Source organism: Amycolatopsis benzoatilytica AK 16/65 (assembly GCF_000383915.1).
Lineage (GTDB): Bacteria > Actinomycetota > Actinomycetes > Mycobacteriales > Pseudonocardiaceae > Amycolatopsis > Amycolatopsis benzoatilytica.
The window spans coordinates 7,463,720-7,478,939 of sequence record NZ_KB912942.1 but is presented as its reverse complement, the minus strand read 5'-3'; the positions used below and the strand labels follow the sequence as shown (position 1 = coordinate 7,478,939).

At 68.8% G+C, this 15,220-nt stretch carries 20 protein-coding genes; 16 read left to right on the top strand and 4 right to left on the bottom strand.

Going from position 1 to position 15,220, the window contains the following annotated elements; genetic code table 11:
* Window positions 1-157 precede the first annotated feature (157 nt).
* The 3 genes from pstS (at window position 158) to pstA (ending at window position 3,364) form a co-directional block, all read left to right on the top strand.
* A complete protein-coding gene (gene pstS, locus AMYBE_RS0134895; RefSeq protein ID WP_020664033.1) occupies window positions 158-1,264 on the top strand; it encodes a phosphate ABC transporter substrate-binding protein PstS in 1,107 nt (368 codons plus the stop codon).
* Window positions 1,265-1,373: 109 nt separating this feature from the next.
* A complete protein-coding gene (gene pstC / locus AMYBE_RS0134890; RefSeq protein WP_020664032.1) occupies window positions 1,374-2,315 on the top strand; it encodes a phosphate ABC transporter permease subunit PstC in 942 nt (313 codons plus the stop codon).
* Window positions 2,312-3,364, top strand: coding sequence for a phosphate ABC transporter permease PstA (pstA, locus tag AMYBE_RS0134885; protein WP_020664031.1), 1,053 nt, complete (start codon window positions 2,312-2,314; stop codon window positions 3,362-3,364). Before pstC ends, pstA begins: the two co-directional genes overlap by 4 nt.
* 88 nt (window positions 3,365-3,452) lie before the next feature.
* Here pstA and mshD read toward each other — a convergent pair whose 3' ends face one another.
* Window positions 3,453-4,364: a mycothiol synthase gene (gene mshD, locus AMYBE_RS0134880; protein WP_020664030.1), complete on the bottom strand. Its 912-nt coding sequence runs from the start codon at window positions 4,362-4,364 to the stop codon at window positions 3,453-3,455.
* A gap of 22 nt (window positions 4,365-4,386) precedes the next feature.
* Window positions 4,387-5,118, bottom strand: coding sequence for a winged helix-turn-helix transcriptional regulator (locus AMYBE_RS0134875; RefSeq protein ID WP_027928334.1), 732 nt, complete (start codon window positions 5,116-5,118; stop codon window positions 4,387-4,389).
* Between the two features lie 174 nt (window positions 5,119-5,292).
* Here AMYBE_RS0134875 and AMYBE_RS0134870 point away from each other — a divergent pair, with 174 nt between their 5' ends.
* The 9 genes from AMYBE_RS0134870 (at window position 5,293) to AMYBE_RS45940 (ending at window position 10,398) form a co-directional block, all read left to right on the top strand.
* The gene (locus AMYBE_RS0134870) at window positions 5,293-6,195 is read left to right on the top strand and encodes an LmeA family phospholipid-binding protein (RefSeq protein ID WP_027928333.1); all 903 of its coding nucleotides are present in this window, start codon (window positions 5,293-5,295) and stop codon (window positions 6,193-6,195) included.
* A 4-nt stretch (window positions 6,196-6,199) separates the two neighbouring features.
* Complete coding sequence (locus tag AMYBE_RS0134865; protein WP_020664027.1) at window positions 6,200-6,643, top strand: TlpA family protein disulfide reductase; 444 nt, start codon at window positions 6,200-6,202, stop codon at window positions 6,641-6,643.
* A gap of 394 nt (window positions 6,644-7,037) precedes the next feature.
* A complete protein-coding gene (locus tag AMYBE_RS0134855) occupies window positions 7,038-7,472 on the top strand; it encodes a DUF4395 domain-containing protein (RefSeq protein ID WP_020664025.1) in 435 nt (144 codons plus the stop codon).
* A gap of 30 nt (window positions 7,473-7,502) precedes the next feature.
* Window positions 7,503-8,339, top strand: a complete 837-nt coding sequence (locus AMYBE_RS0134850) for a sulfurtransferase (RefSeq protein WP_020664024.1) — start codon at window positions 7,503-7,505, stop codon at window positions 8,337-8,339.
* Window positions 8,339-8,644: a DUF1416 domain-containing protein gene (locus AMYBE_RS0134845; RefSeq protein ID WP_020664023.1), complete on the top strand. Its 306-nt coding sequence runs from the start codon at window positions 8,339-8,341 to the stop codon at window positions 8,642-8,644. The genes AMYBE_RS0134850 and AMYBE_RS0134845 overlap by 1 nt, the downstream gene beginning before the upstream one ends.
* Window positions 8,645-8,918: 274 nt before the next feature.
* Window positions 8,919-9,530: a heme-binding beta-barrel domain-containing protein gene (locus AMYBE_RS0134835; protein ID WP_020664021.1), complete on the top strand. Its 612-nt coding sequence runs from the start codon at window positions 8,919-8,921 to the stop codon at window positions 9,528-9,530.
* Window positions 9,531-9,545: 15 nt separating this feature from the next.
* Entirely contained in the window at window positions 9,546-9,791 is a 246-nt protein-coding gene (locus AMYBE_RS44435) for a 5-oxoprolinase subunit C family protein (RefSeq protein WP_084470267.1), read from the top strand.
* 2 nt (window positions 9,792-9,793) lie between these two features.
* Complete coding sequence (locus AMYBE_RS0134830; RefSeq protein ID WP_020664020.1) at window positions 9,794-10,207, top strand: hypothetical protein; 414 nt, start codon at window positions 9,794-9,796, stop codon at window positions 10,205-10,207.
* A complete protein-coding gene (locus tag AMYBE_RS45940) occupies window positions 10,204-10,398 on the top strand; it encodes a hypothetical protein (protein WP_020664019.1) in 195 nt (64 codons plus the stop codon). The genes AMYBE_RS0134830 and AMYBE_RS45940 overlap by 4 nt, the downstream gene beginning before the upstream one ends.
* On the opposite strand, the gene AMYBE_RS0134820 is transcribed toward AMYBE_RS45940, so the two are convergent.
* Window positions 10,380-11,225, bottom strand: a complete 846-nt coding sequence (locus AMYBE_RS0134820) for an aminodeoxychorismate lyase (RefSeq protein WP_027928332.1) — start codon at window positions 11,223-11,225, stop codon at window positions 10,380-10,382. The genes AMYBE_RS45940 and AMYBE_RS0134820 overlap by 19 nt on opposite strands.
* 31 nt (window positions 11,226-11,256) lie before the next feature.
* Here AMYBE_RS0134820 and ygfZ point away from each other — a divergent pair, with 31 nt between their 5' ends.
* Genes ygfZ through AMYBE_RS0134805 form a run of 3 tightly spaced genes read left to right on the top strand, consistent with a single transcriptional unit; the run spans window position 11,257 to window position 13,938 of the window.
* Complete coding sequence (gene ygfZ, locus AMYBE_RS0134815) at window positions 11,257-12,378, top strand: CAF17-like 4Fe-4S cluster assembly/insertion protein YgfZ (RefSeq protein WP_020664017.1); 1,122 nt, start codon at window positions 11,257-11,259, stop codon at window positions 12,376-12,378.
* Between the two features lie 49 nt (window positions 12,379-12,427).
* Window positions 12,428-12,997, top strand: a complete 570-nt coding sequence (locus AMYBE_RS0134810; protein ID WP_020664016.1) for an RsiG family protein — start codon at window positions 12,428-12,430, stop codon at window positions 12,995-12,997.
* Window positions 12,994-13,938 carry an asparaginase gene (locus AMYBE_RS0134805; RefSeq protein WP_020664015.1) on the top strand — a complete coding sequence of 315 codons (945 nt, stop codon included), beginning with the start codon at window positions 12,994-12,996 and terminating at the stop codon, window positions 13,936-13,938. Before AMYBE_RS0134810 ends, AMYBE_RS0134805 begins: the two co-directional genes overlap by 4 nt.
* Here AMYBE_RS0134805 and AMYBE_RS0134800 read toward each other — a convergent pair.
* Window positions 13,919-14,815, bottom strand: coding sequence for a DUF8083 family protein (locus AMYBE_RS0134800; RefSeq protein WP_020664014.1), 897 nt, complete (start codon window positions 14,813-14,815; stop codon window positions 13,919-13,921). The two genes, AMYBE_RS0134805 and AMYBE_RS0134800, sit on opposite strands and share 20 nt — an antisense overlap.
* A gap of 207 nt (window positions 14,816-15,022) precedes the next feature.
* Here AMYBE_RS0134800 and AMYBE_RS0134795 point away from each other — a divergent pair, with 207 nt between their 5' ends.
* Window positions 15,023-15,208 (top strand): DUF3073 domain-containing protein, encoded by a 186-nt coding sequence (locus tag AMYBE_RS0134795; RefSeq protein WP_020664013.1) that lies wholly within the window; start codon window positions 15,023-15,025, stop codon window positions 15,206-15,208.
* Window positions 15,209-15,220: the final 12 nt, after the last annotated feature.

Below are 15,220 nucleotides of genomic sequence, written 5' to 3'. Positions count from 1 at the left end.
ACGGAGCGTTTGCCGTGATGGGTTCGAGACCTGATCTAACGGCCTTTCACCTCTCGTTCAACTGGGGTCCTCCTTCAGTCCACCGCCATTGCTTAGCGTGCCCTTGCGCGATGGACCGTCGTGCGGACAGTTCTTGCCAGTGTTGGAGGATCCTCACGTGAATATCAAGCGGCACGGCGCCGCGTTCGGCGTTTTCGCGGCCGGTGCTCTGCTCCTGAGCGCGTGCGGCAGCGACAACAACGCGGCCTCGGGCAACTCGAGCGCACAGCCCACGTCGAACATCAAGTGCGCGAAGGGTTCGCTGATCTCCGCCGGTTCGACTGCGCAGTCGAACGCCATGTCGGAGTGGATCAAGGCTTACCAGAACCAGTGCGCCGGCGCCACGATCAACTACCAGGGCGGCGGCTCCGGCAAGGGCGTTCAGCAGTTCCAGCAGGGCCAGACGGACTTCTCCGGCTCGGACTTCCCGCTGTCGGACAAGGACAAGCCGGCCGCTGACGCACGCTGCAAGAGCGGTGAGGCCATCGACCTGCCGATGGTCCCGGGCCCCATCGCGATCGGCTACAACGTGCCGGGCGTGACGAAGCCGCTCAATCTTTCGGCTTCCGTGCTCGCGAAGATCTTCACCGGCGCGATCAAGAACTGGAACGACCCGGAGATCGCCAAGGACAACCCGGGCGTCACGTTCCCCTCGCTGGGCATCCAGACCTTCCACCGTTCCGACGGCTCGGGCACGAGCTTCAACTTCTCGAACTACCTCGCCAACGAGGCGAAGGCCGACTTCCCGCACCCGGCGAACAAGGACTGGCCCGCCGCCGGCGGCCAGGGCTCGAAGGGCACGCAGGGCATCGCGCAGGGCGTGAAGAGCACCCCGGGCGGCATCGGCTACATGGAGCTGTCCTTCGCCACGCAGAGCAACATTCCCTACGCCAAGGTCGGCAACGCCGGCGGCAAGTTCGTCGAGCTCACGACCGACAACGTGAAGAACTTCCTCTCCAAGGCGAAGCTCGTCGGCCAGGGTAACGACCTCAAGCTGGAGTTCGACTACAGCAACACCGACGAGAACGCCTACCCGAACCTCCTGGTGACCTATGAGATCGTCTGCGCGGGCGGCAACGACGGGCAGAAGCTGCCGCTGCTGAAGAGCTTCCTGTCCTACCTTGCCAGCAACGACGGCCAGTCGCCGCTGACCAAGCAGGGCTACGTCCCGCTGCCGAGCAACCTGCAGACCAAGGTTCAGGCCGCGATCGACTCGCTCAAGTAAGACCAGACAAGCGCATCATCACGGCCTCGCCGGACACCACCGTCCGGCGAGGCCGCCGCGCTGAAGAAACGAGGAGCGCGAAATCACTGCCAACACCACCGCCGAGAACTTGAAGGCGGATCTGTCCCGACATCCGTCCCGCCGCGGCGACGCGCTGTTCCGCTGGCTCGCCAAGGGTTCCGGGTGGTTCATCCTGGCGTTGCTCGTGCTGATCGGCGGGTTCCTGATCGCCGAAGCGCTTCCCGCTCTGCAGCACGGCAAGTCCAACTTCTTCAGCACGCTGGAGTGGGACCCCGACCAGTCCGGCGTCTTCGGGATCGCCGCGTTGGTTTTCGGCACCGTCATGACCTCGTTGATCGCGCTGGTCATCGGGGTGCCGATCGCGATCGGCGTCGCCCTCTACATCAGCCACTACGCGCCCAAGGCCATCGCGCGCCCGCTCGGTTACATCGTCGACCTGCTCGCCGCGGTCCCCAGTGTCGTGTTCGGCCTGTGGGGACTGATCTGGCTGGTCCCGACGCTGATCCCGATCTCGCAGTTCCTGAACAAGTGGTTCGGCTGGATCCCGCTGTTCGCTTCCTCCAACGGCACCTACGGCAAGTCGATGTTCGCCGCCGGTGTGGTGCTCGCGGTGATGGTGCTCCCGATCATCGCGGCGCTGTGCCGGGAGGTCTACATCCAGACCCCGACCGACCACATCGAGGCCGCCTTCGCGCTCGGCGCGACCCGCTGGGAGACCATTCGCATGGCGGTCCTGCCGTACGGGCGCTCCGGCACGGTCAGCGCGATCGTGCTGGGCTTCGGCCGGGCGGTCGGTGAAACGATCGCGATCGCTCTCGTGCTCTCCTCCAGCAACGTAATCACTTTCCACATCCTCGACCCGGCCGGAGCGACCATCGCGGCCAACGTCGCGAACAAATTCGGGGACGCGGGCGAACTCGGGCGGAGCGCGCTGATCGCCTCGGGCCTGATCCTGTTCGCGATCACGCTGGTGGTCAACTTCGGCGCTCGCGCGATCGTACGGCGCGGGAACAAGGAGAAGAAGGCATGACCGTCGGACTGCACGAGCCACTGGCCAGCAACCCGTTGGCCAGGCCGCGGCTCACTTGGCGCGGTCAGGCCGCGACGGCGGTGGGCGCGGTCGCCGCCACCGCGCTGTTGTTCCTGCTCACCCCGATGAGCGGGTACGCGGGGTTCATCCTGATCGCGGCCGTCCTCTACGTCATCGGGCTGACCGCGGTATCGGCGCTCATCGAAGGCCGCCGGCACGCCAAAGACCGGCTGATGACGAACCTGCTGCTGGCGACCGTACTGTTCGCGGTGCTCGCGCTGGTCGGCGTGCTCGGCTACACGGTCTTCCGCGGCCTCAACCGATTCGACGGCGACTTTCTCACGCACTCGATGCGCTCGGTCGCTGAATCGGACGCGAACGGCGGTGCCTACCACGCGATCATCGGCACGCTGGAGCAGGTCGGCATCGCCACCGCGATCGCTGCTCCGCTCGGCATCCTTGTCGCGATCTATCTGGTCGAGTACTCGACCGGCAGGCTTGGCCGGGTGGTGAGCTTTCTGGTGGACGTGATGACCGGTCTGCCGTCGATCGTCGCGGGTCTGTTCGTCCTCGCGCTGTGGATCGTGCTCCTCGGACAGCCGTACTCCGGTTTCGCCGGCTCGCTCGCGCTGATCGTGCTGATGCTGCCGACCGTGATCCGGTCGACGGAGGAAATGCTCAAGCTCGTCCCGGCGACGCTGCGCGAAGCGTCCTATGCCCTGGGCGTCGCGAAATGGGTCACTGTCGTGCGCGTCGTGCTGCCGACGGCGACGGCGGGCATCGTCACCGGCGTCATGCTCGCGATTTCGCGTGTGATGGGCGAGACCGCGCCAGTGTTGCTGACGGTGTTCGGCGCGCAAGCGATCAACTTCAACCCCTTCGACGGGCCGCAGGCCTCGTTGCCGTTGTTCGTATTCGACGAAGCCGGACAGCCGAACGACACCGCGCTCGACCGCGCTTGGGCAGGCGCGCTGACGCTGATCCTCGTGGTGCTGGTCCTGAACCTGATCGCCCGCGTCGCGGCCCGCTACGCACGGGTGAACCGCTGATCGGGCCACGAGGCCGTTTCTCGAGCCCGAACCGCTGCCCGGAAGCCCGGAAGTCCTCCGGCTTCCGGGCAGCGTCGTATGAGCGCTCTCAGGTGCCTTCGCCGCGCTGCCGCGCGTACTGGACATCCGCGTCGTACCGGGTGAAGCCCAGCTTCTCGTAAACGGTCACGGCGGGTCCGTTGTCGCTTTCCACGTAGAGGATCACTTGCGGCACCCCCGCGTCGGCGAGGTGCCGCAGTCCCGCCGTCGTAAGCGCCTTGCCCAGCCCTCCGCCTTGCGCTCGCGGGTCGACGCCCACGACGTAGACCTCGCCGGCCGGATCGCCCCCGAACGCGCCCTCGACCGCCTGGTGCACCTTGGTCCAGTGAAAGCCGACGACCTGGCCATCCCGTTCCGCGAGGAAAAACCCGGACGGGTCGAACCAGTCGGCTGATTCCGTCTCGCGCAGTTCGCCCACCGTGAGGCTGCCCTGTTCGGGATGCCAGTCGAAAGCGCGCGCGTTCACCTCGATCACGGCCTGCTCGTCCTGACCCGGCGTGAACGTCCGCAGCGTGACGTCCGCGGGGAAGACCGGCTCTGGCCAGTTCCGGACCGGCGTGTGCAACACCAGCAGTTCCCGCACCGGCGCGAACCCGAGGCTCGCCGCGATCGCCGCCGCGCCCGGGTGGTCGCCGTGCGCCCACACCCGGAAGCCGTCCTCGGCACGTTCGGCCAGCGCCCGCGCGAGCGCGGTACCGAGCCCGCGGCGGCGGAACGCCGGATGCACGATCAGTTCGGCGACCTGGTGGCCGTGCGAATCGCCTTCGACATCAAGGTGGACATAACCGGCTGGCTCGCCGTCGAGACGCGCGACGAGATGCAGCCCGCCGTCGAACTCGCGCGGCAGCGGACCGGTCGAGTCGGCCTCCGGACGTCCGTTCGCCGCTTTGGCAGCGAGCAGTACCGCGCGCACTGCTGCGTCGTCCGGGGTCGCAGTCCAGCCGCTCAGGTCGATAGCCACGAATCGACCCTACCGGCGAAAGTCAGTGAGAGGTGAGCTCCGAAGCATCGGACGGAACGGCGATCGCGGGCTTCGAGCCCTTGGCTGGCCGCTCGAACTTGTAGCCGACGTTCCGGACCGTGCCGATCATCTGCTCGTGCTCCGGGCCGAGCTTCGCGCGAAGCCGCCGTACGTGGACGTCGACCGTGCGCGTGCCGCCGAAGAAGTCGTAACCCCACACTTCCTGCAGCAGCTGCGCGCGCGTGAAGACGCGGCCGGCGTGCTGCGCGAGGTACTTGAGGAGCTCGAACTCCTTGTACGTGAGCTCAAGCGTGCGCTTGCGCAGCTTCGCGGTGTAGGTGGCTTCGTCGATAACGAGATCGCCGACGCGCAGTTCAGCGTCCACCTGCGTGCCAACTCCGTCGCGCGTGGTGGCGAGCCGCAGCCGGGCGTCGACCTCCGCCGGGCCGGCAGTGGGAAGAAGGATGTCGTCCGTGCGCCATTCCGCGTTGACCGCCACCAGGCCGCCTTCGCCGATGACCGCGATGACCGGAGTGCCCGCTTCGTCATCCGTGCCCTTGAGCAGCCGGGACAGGCTCTTCGCGGACGCGAGGTCGCTGCGCGCGTCGAGCAGGATGACGTCCCGGTGGCCCGCGTCGAGGAGGGCGGTCACCTCTGGCTCGCGGACGCGTACGGTGTGCGGCAGCAGGTCCAGCGCGGGCAGTACCGAGGTAGCGTCCGCTTCTGCCGTGAGCACCAGCAGGTCCAGGCTCATGAGCCGCACCGCCTTCAGGTTGGTCGCCTCAAACGTGGCGTCGGTCGGTGCTAAGTGAGAATAGCGGGTGAACACGCGAGCACCTAGCTCGTGCTGGATCGATCACACCTGGGCTTATCGCTCCGGCGTGACCCGCCCCACGACGAAGTCCACCCGAACAGGAGAATCGACGCGATGGCGAGCAGGCCCGTGACCCGGGACGACCGACCGGCCCCGCACCCCGCCGAAGGACGCCGCGGAAGGCGCGTACGGCGGTGGCTCATCGTGCTGACAGTGCTGGTGCTTCTGCTGGTCGGTGCCGATTTCGGAGCGGCGGCGTTCGCCGAGCACATGATCTCGCAGAAGGCCCGCGCCCAGCTCAATCTTGCCGACGATCCGTCGGTCAACATCCACGGCTTCCCGTTCACCGTCCAGGCACTCTCGGGTGACTACAGTCACATCACCGTTTCCGCGGATGGCGTGCCGGTCGGCAACGAACTGCGCGACGTTCGAGTGAGCGCCGAGCTGGAGGATGTCCTCGCGCCGCTGTCGGACCTCACGTCCGGCAACACCAAGGCGGTGAAGATCGGCAAGCTGACCGGCGCGGTCACCATCAAGGCGGCCGATCTGGCCCGCGTCGCGCCGCTGAACAAGATCAAGAACCTGAAGATCGAGCAGTCCACCCAGGCGTACGTGAAGTACGGCGACACCGAGCAGGGCAAAGAGCCGGATCCGACGCCGACCAACTCGGCCGGCGAACCGGCCGACAGCCCGGCCGCCGGCCTGCGCATCTCCGGCGACGTCCAGGTGGCCGGGCAGAAGGTGGAGATCTTCTGCTTCGCGCTGATCGAATTGAAGGGCAAGTCGATCACGATCACCCCGCACCGGCTGCAGTTCGGGAATGACCAGAGCACCACGGTCGTTCCGGATGCCGTGCAGAAAGCTCTGCTGCCGAACTTCCAGGCATCGATCAGCACGTCCAGGCTGCCGCTGTCGGTCACCCCGACCGCGGTCCGGGTGGACAGCGGATCGGTGACCATCAAGGGAGAAGCGCACGACGTGAACTTCTCCGACCTTTCGACGATGCACGGAGGCTGACCCGGTGACCGGAATGTGGGTGCTGCTGGCGACGCTCGTCGTCGCCGCGATCGCGGGTCTGCTGCTGCGCGCCCGCAACGGCAAGATCCGCGCGGCCAAACCGGCCGCCGCGACCCGTACCGCCAGCGCACTTCCCGCCCCGGTCGCCGCTGCCCTTGATCCGCGATCCGCCGTCACCTTGGTGCAGATCTCCACCACGTTCTGCGCCCCGTGCCGGCACACGCGGGCGATTCTTTCCTCGCTCGCGGAGAAGACCGACGGCCTGCACCACGTCGACCTGGACGTCACCGAACGTCCCGAGGTCGCGCAGGCATTGTCGGTGCTCAGCACGCCGACCACGCTCGCGCTGGACCCGGAAGGCCGGGAGCTGCTGCGCGTGGGCGGCGTGCCGAGGGGCCCCGAGCTGCTGGAAGCGCTCCGCCCGCACCTGGTGCCCGCCGCCAGCTGACCGCGCCGCCGCCAGTCCCGCCGCGCCCCGCTCGCACAGCCGGGAAAAGCCTCCTGCAGTCCGTGAAGGGCCCCTTGAGGGAATCTGATTCCCTCAAGGGGCCCTTCACGGACTTACTGGCACCCCGATAGACCGCAGCCGATCCCACTCCCCGGGCCTCGTCCCAAGGAATGAACACGGTTCCGAGCGCACCCGACCCTCGGTACCCTCCAAATTGTGGACGAGCTGCCCATCACCCTCCTGACGCAGCGCCGCGCGGTCGACTTCTGCCGCGTGCGCAGCAGCTTGTGTCAGTCCGGCACCAGCTGGCGCTGAATCGCGCCCGTCCCACCTGTCTTCGTCGCGTGCTGTTCGCACGCTCCCCCGCACTCAGCAAGATCGAGCAGGAGGAACCATGTCCGCCGGACCGGCCGTAGACCCTCGAGGCCCCAGGTTCGCCGCGATCGTGACCACGGTGGTGCTCGCCGTCGTGCTGGTCACGCAGTGGTGGCCGCTCCTCGCCGCACAGACCGTGGTCTTCGCGATCGGTGCCTTCATCGGACTCAAGCCGTCTCCGTACTCGGTGCTGTACCGCGTGGCTGTCGCACCGCGGCTCGGGCCGACGACCGAACGCGAGGACGCGGCCCCGCTGCGCTTCGCGCAAACGGTCGGCTTCGTGTTCGCCCTGATCGGCACGATCGGGTTCGTGGCCGGCGTCGAGCCGCTCGGCATCGTCGCGACCGCGTTCGCGCTGTTCGCCGCGTTCCTCAACGCGGCCTTCAACTTCTGCCTCGGATGCCAGGTGTACCTGCTCGTCCAGCGTTTCCGTCCCGCACGCGTGTCCTCGTAAGCACTAATCCAGAAAGAGAGTTCGCTTCCCATGAGCCGAGAAGACGTCCTGGTCACCACTCAGTGGGCCGAGGAGAACCTGGACACCCCCGGCGTGGTGTTCGCCGAGGTCGACGAGGACACGACCGCCTACGACAACGGGCACATCCGCGGCGCGGTGAAGCTCGACTGGCGCAAGGACCTGCAGGACGGAGTCCGCCGCGACTTCGTCAACAAGGAAGGCTTCGAGAAGCTCCTGTCCGAGAAGGGGATCTCGAACGACGACCGCGTCATCCTCTACGGCGGCAACAACAACTGGTTCGCCGCGTACGCGTACTGGTACTTCAAGCTTTACGGCCACGAGAACGTGCAGCTGCTCGACGGCGGCCGCAAGAAGTGGGAGCTCGACGGCCGCGAGCTGAACGCCGACGAGGTCAAGCGCGAGGCCACCGAGTACCAGGCCAAGGAGCAGGACCTGTCGCTGCGCGCGTTCCGCGACGAGGTCGTCCAGTCGATCGGCGCGAAGAACTACATCGACGTGCGTTCGCCGGACGAGTTCTCCGGCAAGCTGCTCGCCCCGGCGCACCTGCCGCAGGAGCAGTCCCAGGTGCCGGGGCACATCCCGGGCGCGCTGAACGTGCCGTGGGCGAAGGTCGCCAACGAGGACGGCACCTTCAAGTCCGAGCAGGAGATCAAGGATCTCTACACCGAGGCCGGCTTCGACGAGGGCAAGGCGACCATCGCCTACTGCCGCATCGGCGAGCGTTCGTCGATCGCCTGGTTCGCCCTGCACGAGCTGCTCGGGCAGAGCGACGTGAAGAACTACGACGGTTCGTGGACGGAATACGGCTCGCTGGTTGGCGTGCCGGTCGAGTTGGGAGCGAAGTAATGGCAGACGGCTGCAGCGCCCCGGCGCAGGAAGCGACTCCGGCGGACTTCGACACCAAGGGCCAGGTCGTGCTGGCGGGCAAGGTCACCGGCGCTGACGGACCGGTCGGCGGCGCGTTCGTCCGGCTGCTCGACGGCGGCGGCGACTTCGCAGGCGAGGTGGTGTCCTCCCCGGACGGCGACTTCCGGTTCTACGCGGCCGCCGGTTCCTGGACGGTGCGCGCGCTGCACCGCACCGGCAACGGCGAGGCGAATGTCAAGGCGGAGGGACCGGGCCTGCACCAGCTGGCCATTTCGGTCGCCTGATCCACATTCCGCGAAGGGAACTTTGAGGGACCGCCGAGTCCCTCGAAGTTCCCTTCGCTGCGTTCGGGCGGGGTTGGCTTCACGACGGTGATCCCTGCTGGTGGTGACCGTTCTCACCGCGGCGACCCTGCGTGGGGCCAGATGAGCCGGGACGGACTATTCTCCTCGCCGTGGAGACCTTGTTTACGACTCTGTTGATCATCGCGGGCATCGCCACCGTGTGGTTCGCGGTCTACGTCGTCTACCGGCTGTACGCCGACCAGCGCTGACCGGCATGACGAGTGGCGACGAGGCGATCGCGGCCGCCGAGGAACGCGCCGCGAGCACGCGCGACCGCAACCTGCCGTTGTGGGACGACCTGCCGATCCCGAACGACACGGCGAACCTGCGGCTCGGCGCGGACCTGAACGACGCATGCCTCGCGCTGCTTCCGATGGTCGGCGTCTGGCGCGGCGAGGGCGAGGTCGACTACCCGACGATCGACGGGCCGATCAAGTTCGCGCAGCAGCTCACCGTCGCCCACGACGGCCGCCCGTTCCTCATCCACGAGGCGCGCTCGTGGCTGCTGAACGAGGACGGCAGCGTGCTGCGCCCAGCCGCCCGGGAGACCGGGTTCTGGCGGCCGCAGGCGGACGACACCCTGGAACTGCTGCTCACACACAGCTCTGGCATCGTCGAGCTGTTCTACGGCAAGCCGCGCAACCAGACGTCCTGGGAGCTCGGCACGGACGCGGTCATCCGCACCGCGACCGCCAAGGACGTCACCGCCGCACAGCGGCTCTACGGCCTGGTGAACGGCGACCTCGGGTATGTCGAGGAACGCGCGATGATGGGCCAGGAAATGCAGCCGCACGTCTCCGCGATACTGCGCCGCGTGGTCGGCTGAGGTTCCGGGAGACGAGTGGGGGTCCGCCTTTCCGGGCCACCGTTACGCCGAGTGTCCACTGTGTCCAGTTCGGAGCTGCCGAGCGAGGGCGCGCTCACCGAGGCGATGCAGGTGCCGCCTAACGGGTTTCCGCTGGTCTTCCGGTCCGACCGCTCGATTACCGGCGGATATCCGGTGATCGCAAGCGTCCGCCGAGGATCGCTGGCTGCACTCGGTCGAGCACGCCCTGGAACCTGGGCGCGGTTTCACACGTCCTTCTGAGCGTGGAACGGGTAACGATCACCGGCGGCGCCGGTTTCCTGGAGCTGAACACCGGGGGCCGGGTGGTACTGCCGCAGTCGCTGCGCATCGCGCTGGCGACCGGACAGGTGCGCCGTCCGCTGGCGGAGACGCTCCGCGAGCTGCTGGCGTTGCTCGTCGACGGGCAATACCGGCTGAGCGGGCCGGAACGACTGGAACCGGACAGCCTGATCCCGTTCCGCGCCTGGCCGGGCGACGACGACGCGCGGGTGGCGTACTACCGGACGGCGATCCGGTCAGGGCACCGGCCGGTCGCGGTGGTGCTTTCCGGAGCGCGGCCGCTGCTGCTGGACGGACACCACAAGATCAGCGCGTACCGGGCGGAGGGCGTCGCTCCGTCCGCAGTCGTGATCCGGGCGGGACAGCCGGTCCGATGACCGAAGATCGGCAGGTATTCGCCGGCGGACTGAACACGGTCGTCCGGGTCGGCGACGCCTCCCGCGTCCCCGCGTTCATCCGCGCCGCCGCCGGCCACGAAGGCTTCGCGAAGCACCTCGCGGCCGGCCACGATCGGCTCTACCTGCGCGACATCGCCTACCTCGAGGCGAATCAGTACTCGCTCTCGTAAGCCGCCAGCAGTTCCGCCTGCAGCGCGGTCGAATCCGGAAGCACCGTCCCGTCCACAGTGTGCACCCGGGTCACCTTCCGCACCGACGACGCGAGGAACACCCCTTCGCCGGCCAGCAGGTCGGCGACCGACAGCGGCTCCACCTTCACCGTCCACCCGGCCTTTTCCGCGCCGCGGAACAGCGCGTGCTGCGTCGTCCCCGGCAGGATTCCGATGGTCGACGGCGGCGTGTACAGCGTCCGGTCCTTCGCCAGCACCACCGTCGAGGTCGGTCCTTCGAGCACCGATCCGTCGGTAGCGGTGAAGATCACATCTTGTGCTCCGCGTCGCGATGCCTCACGCAGCGCGGCCATGTTGATCGCGTAGGAAACCGTTTTCGCGCCGAGCAGAAGCCACGGCGCGCGGGACGACAGCTCGGTGTCGATGCCGCGTTCGAGAGTCACCACGGAGACGCCCTCGGCGCGGGCCCGCAGCACCTTCTCCTCGATCTCCAAGCCCATCGCGAACGCCGTCGGCTTGCCTGCCGGATCGCCGTCGACACCCCGTGTGTACACGAGTTTCAGTGCGATTTCCGGCCCGCCTTGCCACGCCTCGATGACCGCTTGCGCGGCTCGGTCGAAGCCTTCGAGATCGGGTGCGGGCAGGTCCAGCATCGCCGCGGAGCGGGCGAGCCGATCGAGGTGCGGGCCCAATTCGCGCGGCTTTTCGGCCGCTACGAGGATGGTTTCGAACACCCCGTCCCCGCGCAGCAGGCCGAGGTCGTCCACCCGAAGGTGAGCGGCATCGGGGTCGGCCAGTGAACCGTCTAGGAAGGCGAGAACGCGCATCTCCCCACGGTACTCACTTACCCTTACTGCTATGCCGTACAGCTCGCCGCTGCTCGAAATCCCCCGCGCGGTCGCCGCGCCCGATGGCCACCCGGAAGCGGGAGTTCCGTGGCATTGGGGCGATCCGTTCGCCGAGCAGCGCACCGCCGCTCGCGGAGTGGTCGTGATCGACCGCTCGCACCGCGAAATCCTGGCCGTCACCGGCGAAGAACGCTTGTCCTGGTTGCATTTGGTGATCTCGCAGCACGTCACCGAGCTGGCCGCGAACACCGGGACCGAAGCGCTCGTCCTGGACAGCCAGGGCCATGTCGACGCCCACTTCGTGCTCGCCCACACCGGGGAAACCGTCTACTTGGACAGCGACCCGGGCGCGGTCGCGACGAGCGCGTTGCCCAAGGGCGGCAAGCAAACCCTGCGCGAGTACCTCGAAGCGATGAAGTTCTGGTCCAAGGTCGAAATCCGCGACGTCACCGCGGAATTCGCCATGCTGTCGGTGCTCGGGCCGGAGACCGACAGCGTGCTCGGGTTCGAGCTGGACGCCGGGCCGTACTCGGTCGTCCCGCTGCCCGACGGCGGTTTCGCGCGGCGGATGCCGTGGCCGACCCGTAGCGCGGTCGATCTCGTCGTTCCGCGCGCGCAGCTCACCCAGTGGTGGCAGCGGCTGACCGACGCGGGCGCCCGGCCGGCCGGCAGCTGGACCTTTGACGCGCTGCGGGTCGAGTCCCGGCACCCGCGCCTCGGCGTCGACACCGACGAGCGCACGATCCCGCACGAGGTCGGCTGGATTGGCTCGGCCGCGCACGTCGCCAAGGGCTGCTACCGCGGCCAGGAGACGGTCTCGAAGGTGCACAACGTCGGCCGCCCGCCGCGGTACCTCGCGCTGCTGCACCTCGACGGCTCGCCCGAGATCACGCCGGAGACCGGCGACCCGGTGAAGCTCGGCGAGCGCGTGGTCGGCCGGATCGGCAGCGTCGCGCAGCACCACGAGCTCGGGCCGATCGCGCTCGCCCTGGTCAAGCGGTCGGTGCCGGGCGGCGCGGAGCTGCTGGCCGGCGACGGGGACCGAATCGTCCAGGCCACCGTCGATCCGGACTCGGTGCCGGGCGAACACGCTGCTCCCGGCCGCGAAGCGGCGCAGCGGCTGCGGAGCTGAAGTGAACGCGACGGTAGCGTCGCCGGGGAATGTGGAGCAGGATGTGCCCGTGATCGAAGTGCGTCCCGGCGGGCGCCGGCGGATCGACCGCGTCCTCGCCCCGGGATATCTCACCGGATTAGGCGACCTGCCGCTGCCGGTGCTGCGCGAGCGGCGCGACGAAGCCGCACAGGAAGAGACCGACCTCTCTTACCTGCGCCGGCTCCTGCACGCCCGCATCGACATCGTGCGCGCCGAACAGGAGCGGCGGTCGTCTGGCGGCGGTGCGGACAGCATCGTCGACCGGCTCGCGGCGATCCTGTCCGACAACGCGATCGGGCCGGCCACCGGTTCGGGCAGACATCAGCAGCTCGAACCGTCCCGGGCCGGCGAGCACCGCAGGCACGCGGAGGCGCTGATCGGCGACAGCGGGCTCACCGACGTCGGGTCGCTCGCGGACGACAAGCTCGCCGAGGCGCTGGAAACGTACGCGGCAGAGGAGGCGTCCGTCTCCACCTTCCGCCGCCAGGTCCAGGGCGTGATGGACACGCTGAACGCGGAGATCGCCGCGCGCTACAGCAGCGGCGCGGCCACCGTCGACCAGCTGCTGGACAGCGAGCTGAGACGCGCCGAGGAATGACCGGCCAGCCGATCCTCGTCGACGTCGTCCGGAACGGGTTCGTCGAAAGCGTCCATCACGGGTGTCTCGTGGTGACCGCGCCGGACGGCTCGGCCCGGCTCTCCGCGGGCGACGTGACCAGCCCGTTCTTCCCGAGGTCGGCGAACAAGCCGCTGCAAGGCGTCGGGATGCTTCGCGCCGGGCTCGGTTACGACGGCGCGGACCTGGCGCTGGGCTGCGCGTCGCACTCCGGCGAGACCGGACACGTCGAGCGGGTCGCCGCGATGCTGTCCGGGGCCGGGCTCACGCCGGACGCGCTGGCCTGCCCGGCCGAGCTGCCGATCGGCGAGGACGCCCGGCAGGCCGCCGACGAGCCGCTCAAGATCACCATGAACTGTTCCGGCAAGCACGCCGCGATGCTCGCCACCTGCGTCGCGAACGGCTGGCCGACCGACGGCTACCAGCGACCGGACCACCCACTGCAGGTCCAGCTCGCGAGGACGGTCGAGGACCTGACCGGCGAACCGATCGCGGCCATCGGGGTAGACGGCTGCGGCGCGCCGCTGTTCGCTTTCTCGCCGACCGGCCTGGCCCGGGCGTTCGGCCGGCTCGTGCAAGCCGAGCCGGATTCGGACGAGCGCCGGGTCGCCGACGCGATGCGCGCCCACCCGTGGCTGGTCGCGGGCACCGGCCGGGAGGACACCCGGCTGATGCGCGCCGTCCCCGGGCTGCTGGCCAAGAGCGGCGCGGAAGGCGTGCTCGCGTTCGCGCTGGGCGATGGCACCGCGGGCGCGATCAAGATCGCGGACGGGGCCAAGCGGGCCTGGGTGCCGCTGGCCATGGCGGTACTCGACCGGCTGGGCGTCGCGGTGCCGGAAGACCTCGCCGACCTGGTGCGCCCGCCGGTGCTCGGCGGCGGTCAGCCGGTCGGCGAGCTGCGGGTCAGTTGGCGTGTTCCCTAGCCGCGATATCGCCCCAGAACTCGCGTAGCTGGGAAAACAGGCCGGCCAGCTCCTCGACGTTGCCGGTGCGCAGCGCGTCCAGGATGTCGTGCACCTCGTCCGCGGTGGAGTCCGCGTCGAGCAGCGAGTCGGCGAACAGCTGCACGAGGCCGCCGTAGTCCAGTTCGACGACCGAGCCCGGGTCGAAGCTCTCCAGCCACTGACGGGTCTGCGCGAGCACCCGGCCGGGACCGGAGTCGCCGAATGTCGACTCGATCAGCTCGCCGGCGTCGGACGCCCGCTGGATCGCGGCGGACAGCGGGGTGCGCCAGGACGCCTCCCGGTCCGGGTCGTCCGGGCCGGAGCCGAGGACGAGCTTGCGTTCGTCCGGGTCGATCAGTGAGAACCAGGGCAGCGGCACCGTCCAGGTGGTGGTGAGGATGTGCGCGGCGGTCGCGCTGAGGTCGGACATCGCCGCCTTCGTCCGCGACCGGGCCTGGTCCGCGGTCACGCCGCCGGCGTTCAGGATCGCGATCCGCAGCGCGGGCTCGGAGTCGGCGAGGAAGGTGCTCAGCGCGGCGGCCGAGCGGGCGCGCAGCTCGAGCGGGCAGACGAACGGCCCCTCGACCGAGTGGCCGGACGGGACGTCGGCCGGATCGAGCACCAGCACGTCGGTGCTGAGGCTCGCCGCGGGCTGTCCGTCGCGCAGTTCGGCGGGCAGCAGCCGGCTCGGCGTAGCGATCTGTGACTTGAGCCACATCAGCTGTTCCCGGGCGCCGATCCCGATCCGGCTGAGCCCGCCCGCGGAAACGGCCTCCACCAGCTGTTGCGCGGGCGGATCGCCTAGCGCGGGCAGAGGTTCGTACACCCGCAGATAAGCCGCGAAGGGTCGGAGCACCCGAGCATCGTGGCACGCCGACCAGCACTGATCGGCGCCGACGTGCCGGTAACCGGCGTCCGGCGGACACTGTCGCGACGAGCACACCGTGCCACGTCGCACCGGACCCCCGGGACACGGTACGGTGTGAGCAGGAAAGAACTGTCGAGACGATGCGGGGCCGCCGATTCCCCCGGCCGCCCCGCCCCTGTGCGAGGGGGTCGAGCCATGGGGCGCGGCCGGGCTAAGGCCAAGCAGACGAAGGTGGCGCGCGAGCTCAAGTACAGCTCCCACGAAACCGACTTCGATGCTTTGCAGCGCGAGCTGTCAAGTAGTTCCTCGGACAAGCACGAGGACGACAACAACCGGTACGAGGACCCGTACGACGACGGGTACGACGAGTACCGCCGTTGACGCAGGCACACG

Bases quoted from the DNA above. Each gene is read 5' to 3' on its own strand.
- pstA (WP_020664031.1), top strand. From the start codon at position 2,312: ATGACCGTCGGACTGCACGAGCCACTGGCCAGCAACCCGTTGGCCAGG.
- AMYBE_RS0134875 (WP_027928334.1), bottom strand. From the start codon at position 5,118: ATGAGCCTGGACCTGCTGGTGCTCACGGCAGAAGCGGACGCTACCTCG.
- AMYBE_RS0134870 (WP_027928333.1), top strand. From the start codon at position 5,293: ATGGCGAGCAGGCCCGTGACCCGGGACGACCGACCGGCCCCGCACCCC.
- AMYBE_RS0134855 (WP_020664025.1), top strand. From the start codon at position 7,038: ATGTCCGCCGGACCGGCCGTAGACCCTCGAGGCCCCAGGTTCGCCGCG.
- AMYBE_RS0134850 (WP_020664024.1), top strand. From the start codon at position 7,503: ATGAGCCGAGAAGACGTCCTGGTCACCACTCAGTGGGCCGAGGAGAAC.
- AMYBE_RS0134845 (WP_020664023.1), top strand. From the start codon at position 8,339: ATGGCAGACGGCTGCAGCGCCCCGGCGCAGGAAGCGACTCCGGCGGAC.
- AMYBE_RS0134835 (WP_020664021.1), top strand. From the start codon at position 8,919: ATGACGAGTGGCGACGAGGCGATCGCGGCCGCCGAGGAACGCGCCGCG.
- AMYBE_RS45940 (WP_020664019.1), top strand. From the start codon at position 10,204: ATGACCGAAGATCGGCAGGTATTCGCCGGCGGACTGAACACGGTCGTC.
- AMYBE_RS0134820 (WP_027928332.1), bottom strand. From the start codon at position 11,225: ATGCGCGTTCTCGCCTTCCTAGACGGTTCACTGGCCGACCCCGATGCC.
- ygfZ (WP_020664017.1), top strand. From the start codon at position 11,257: ATGCCGTACAGCTCGCCGCTGCTCGAAATCCCCCGCGCGGTCGCCGCG.
- AMYBE_RS0134805 (WP_020664015.1), top strand. From the start codon at position 12,994: ATGACCGGCCAGCCGATCCTCGTCGACGTCGTCCGGAACGGGTTCGTC.
- AMYBE_RS0134795 (WP_020664013.1), top strand. From the start codon at position 15,023: ATGGGGCGCGGCCGGGCTAAGGCCAAGCAGACGAAGGTGGCGCGCGAG.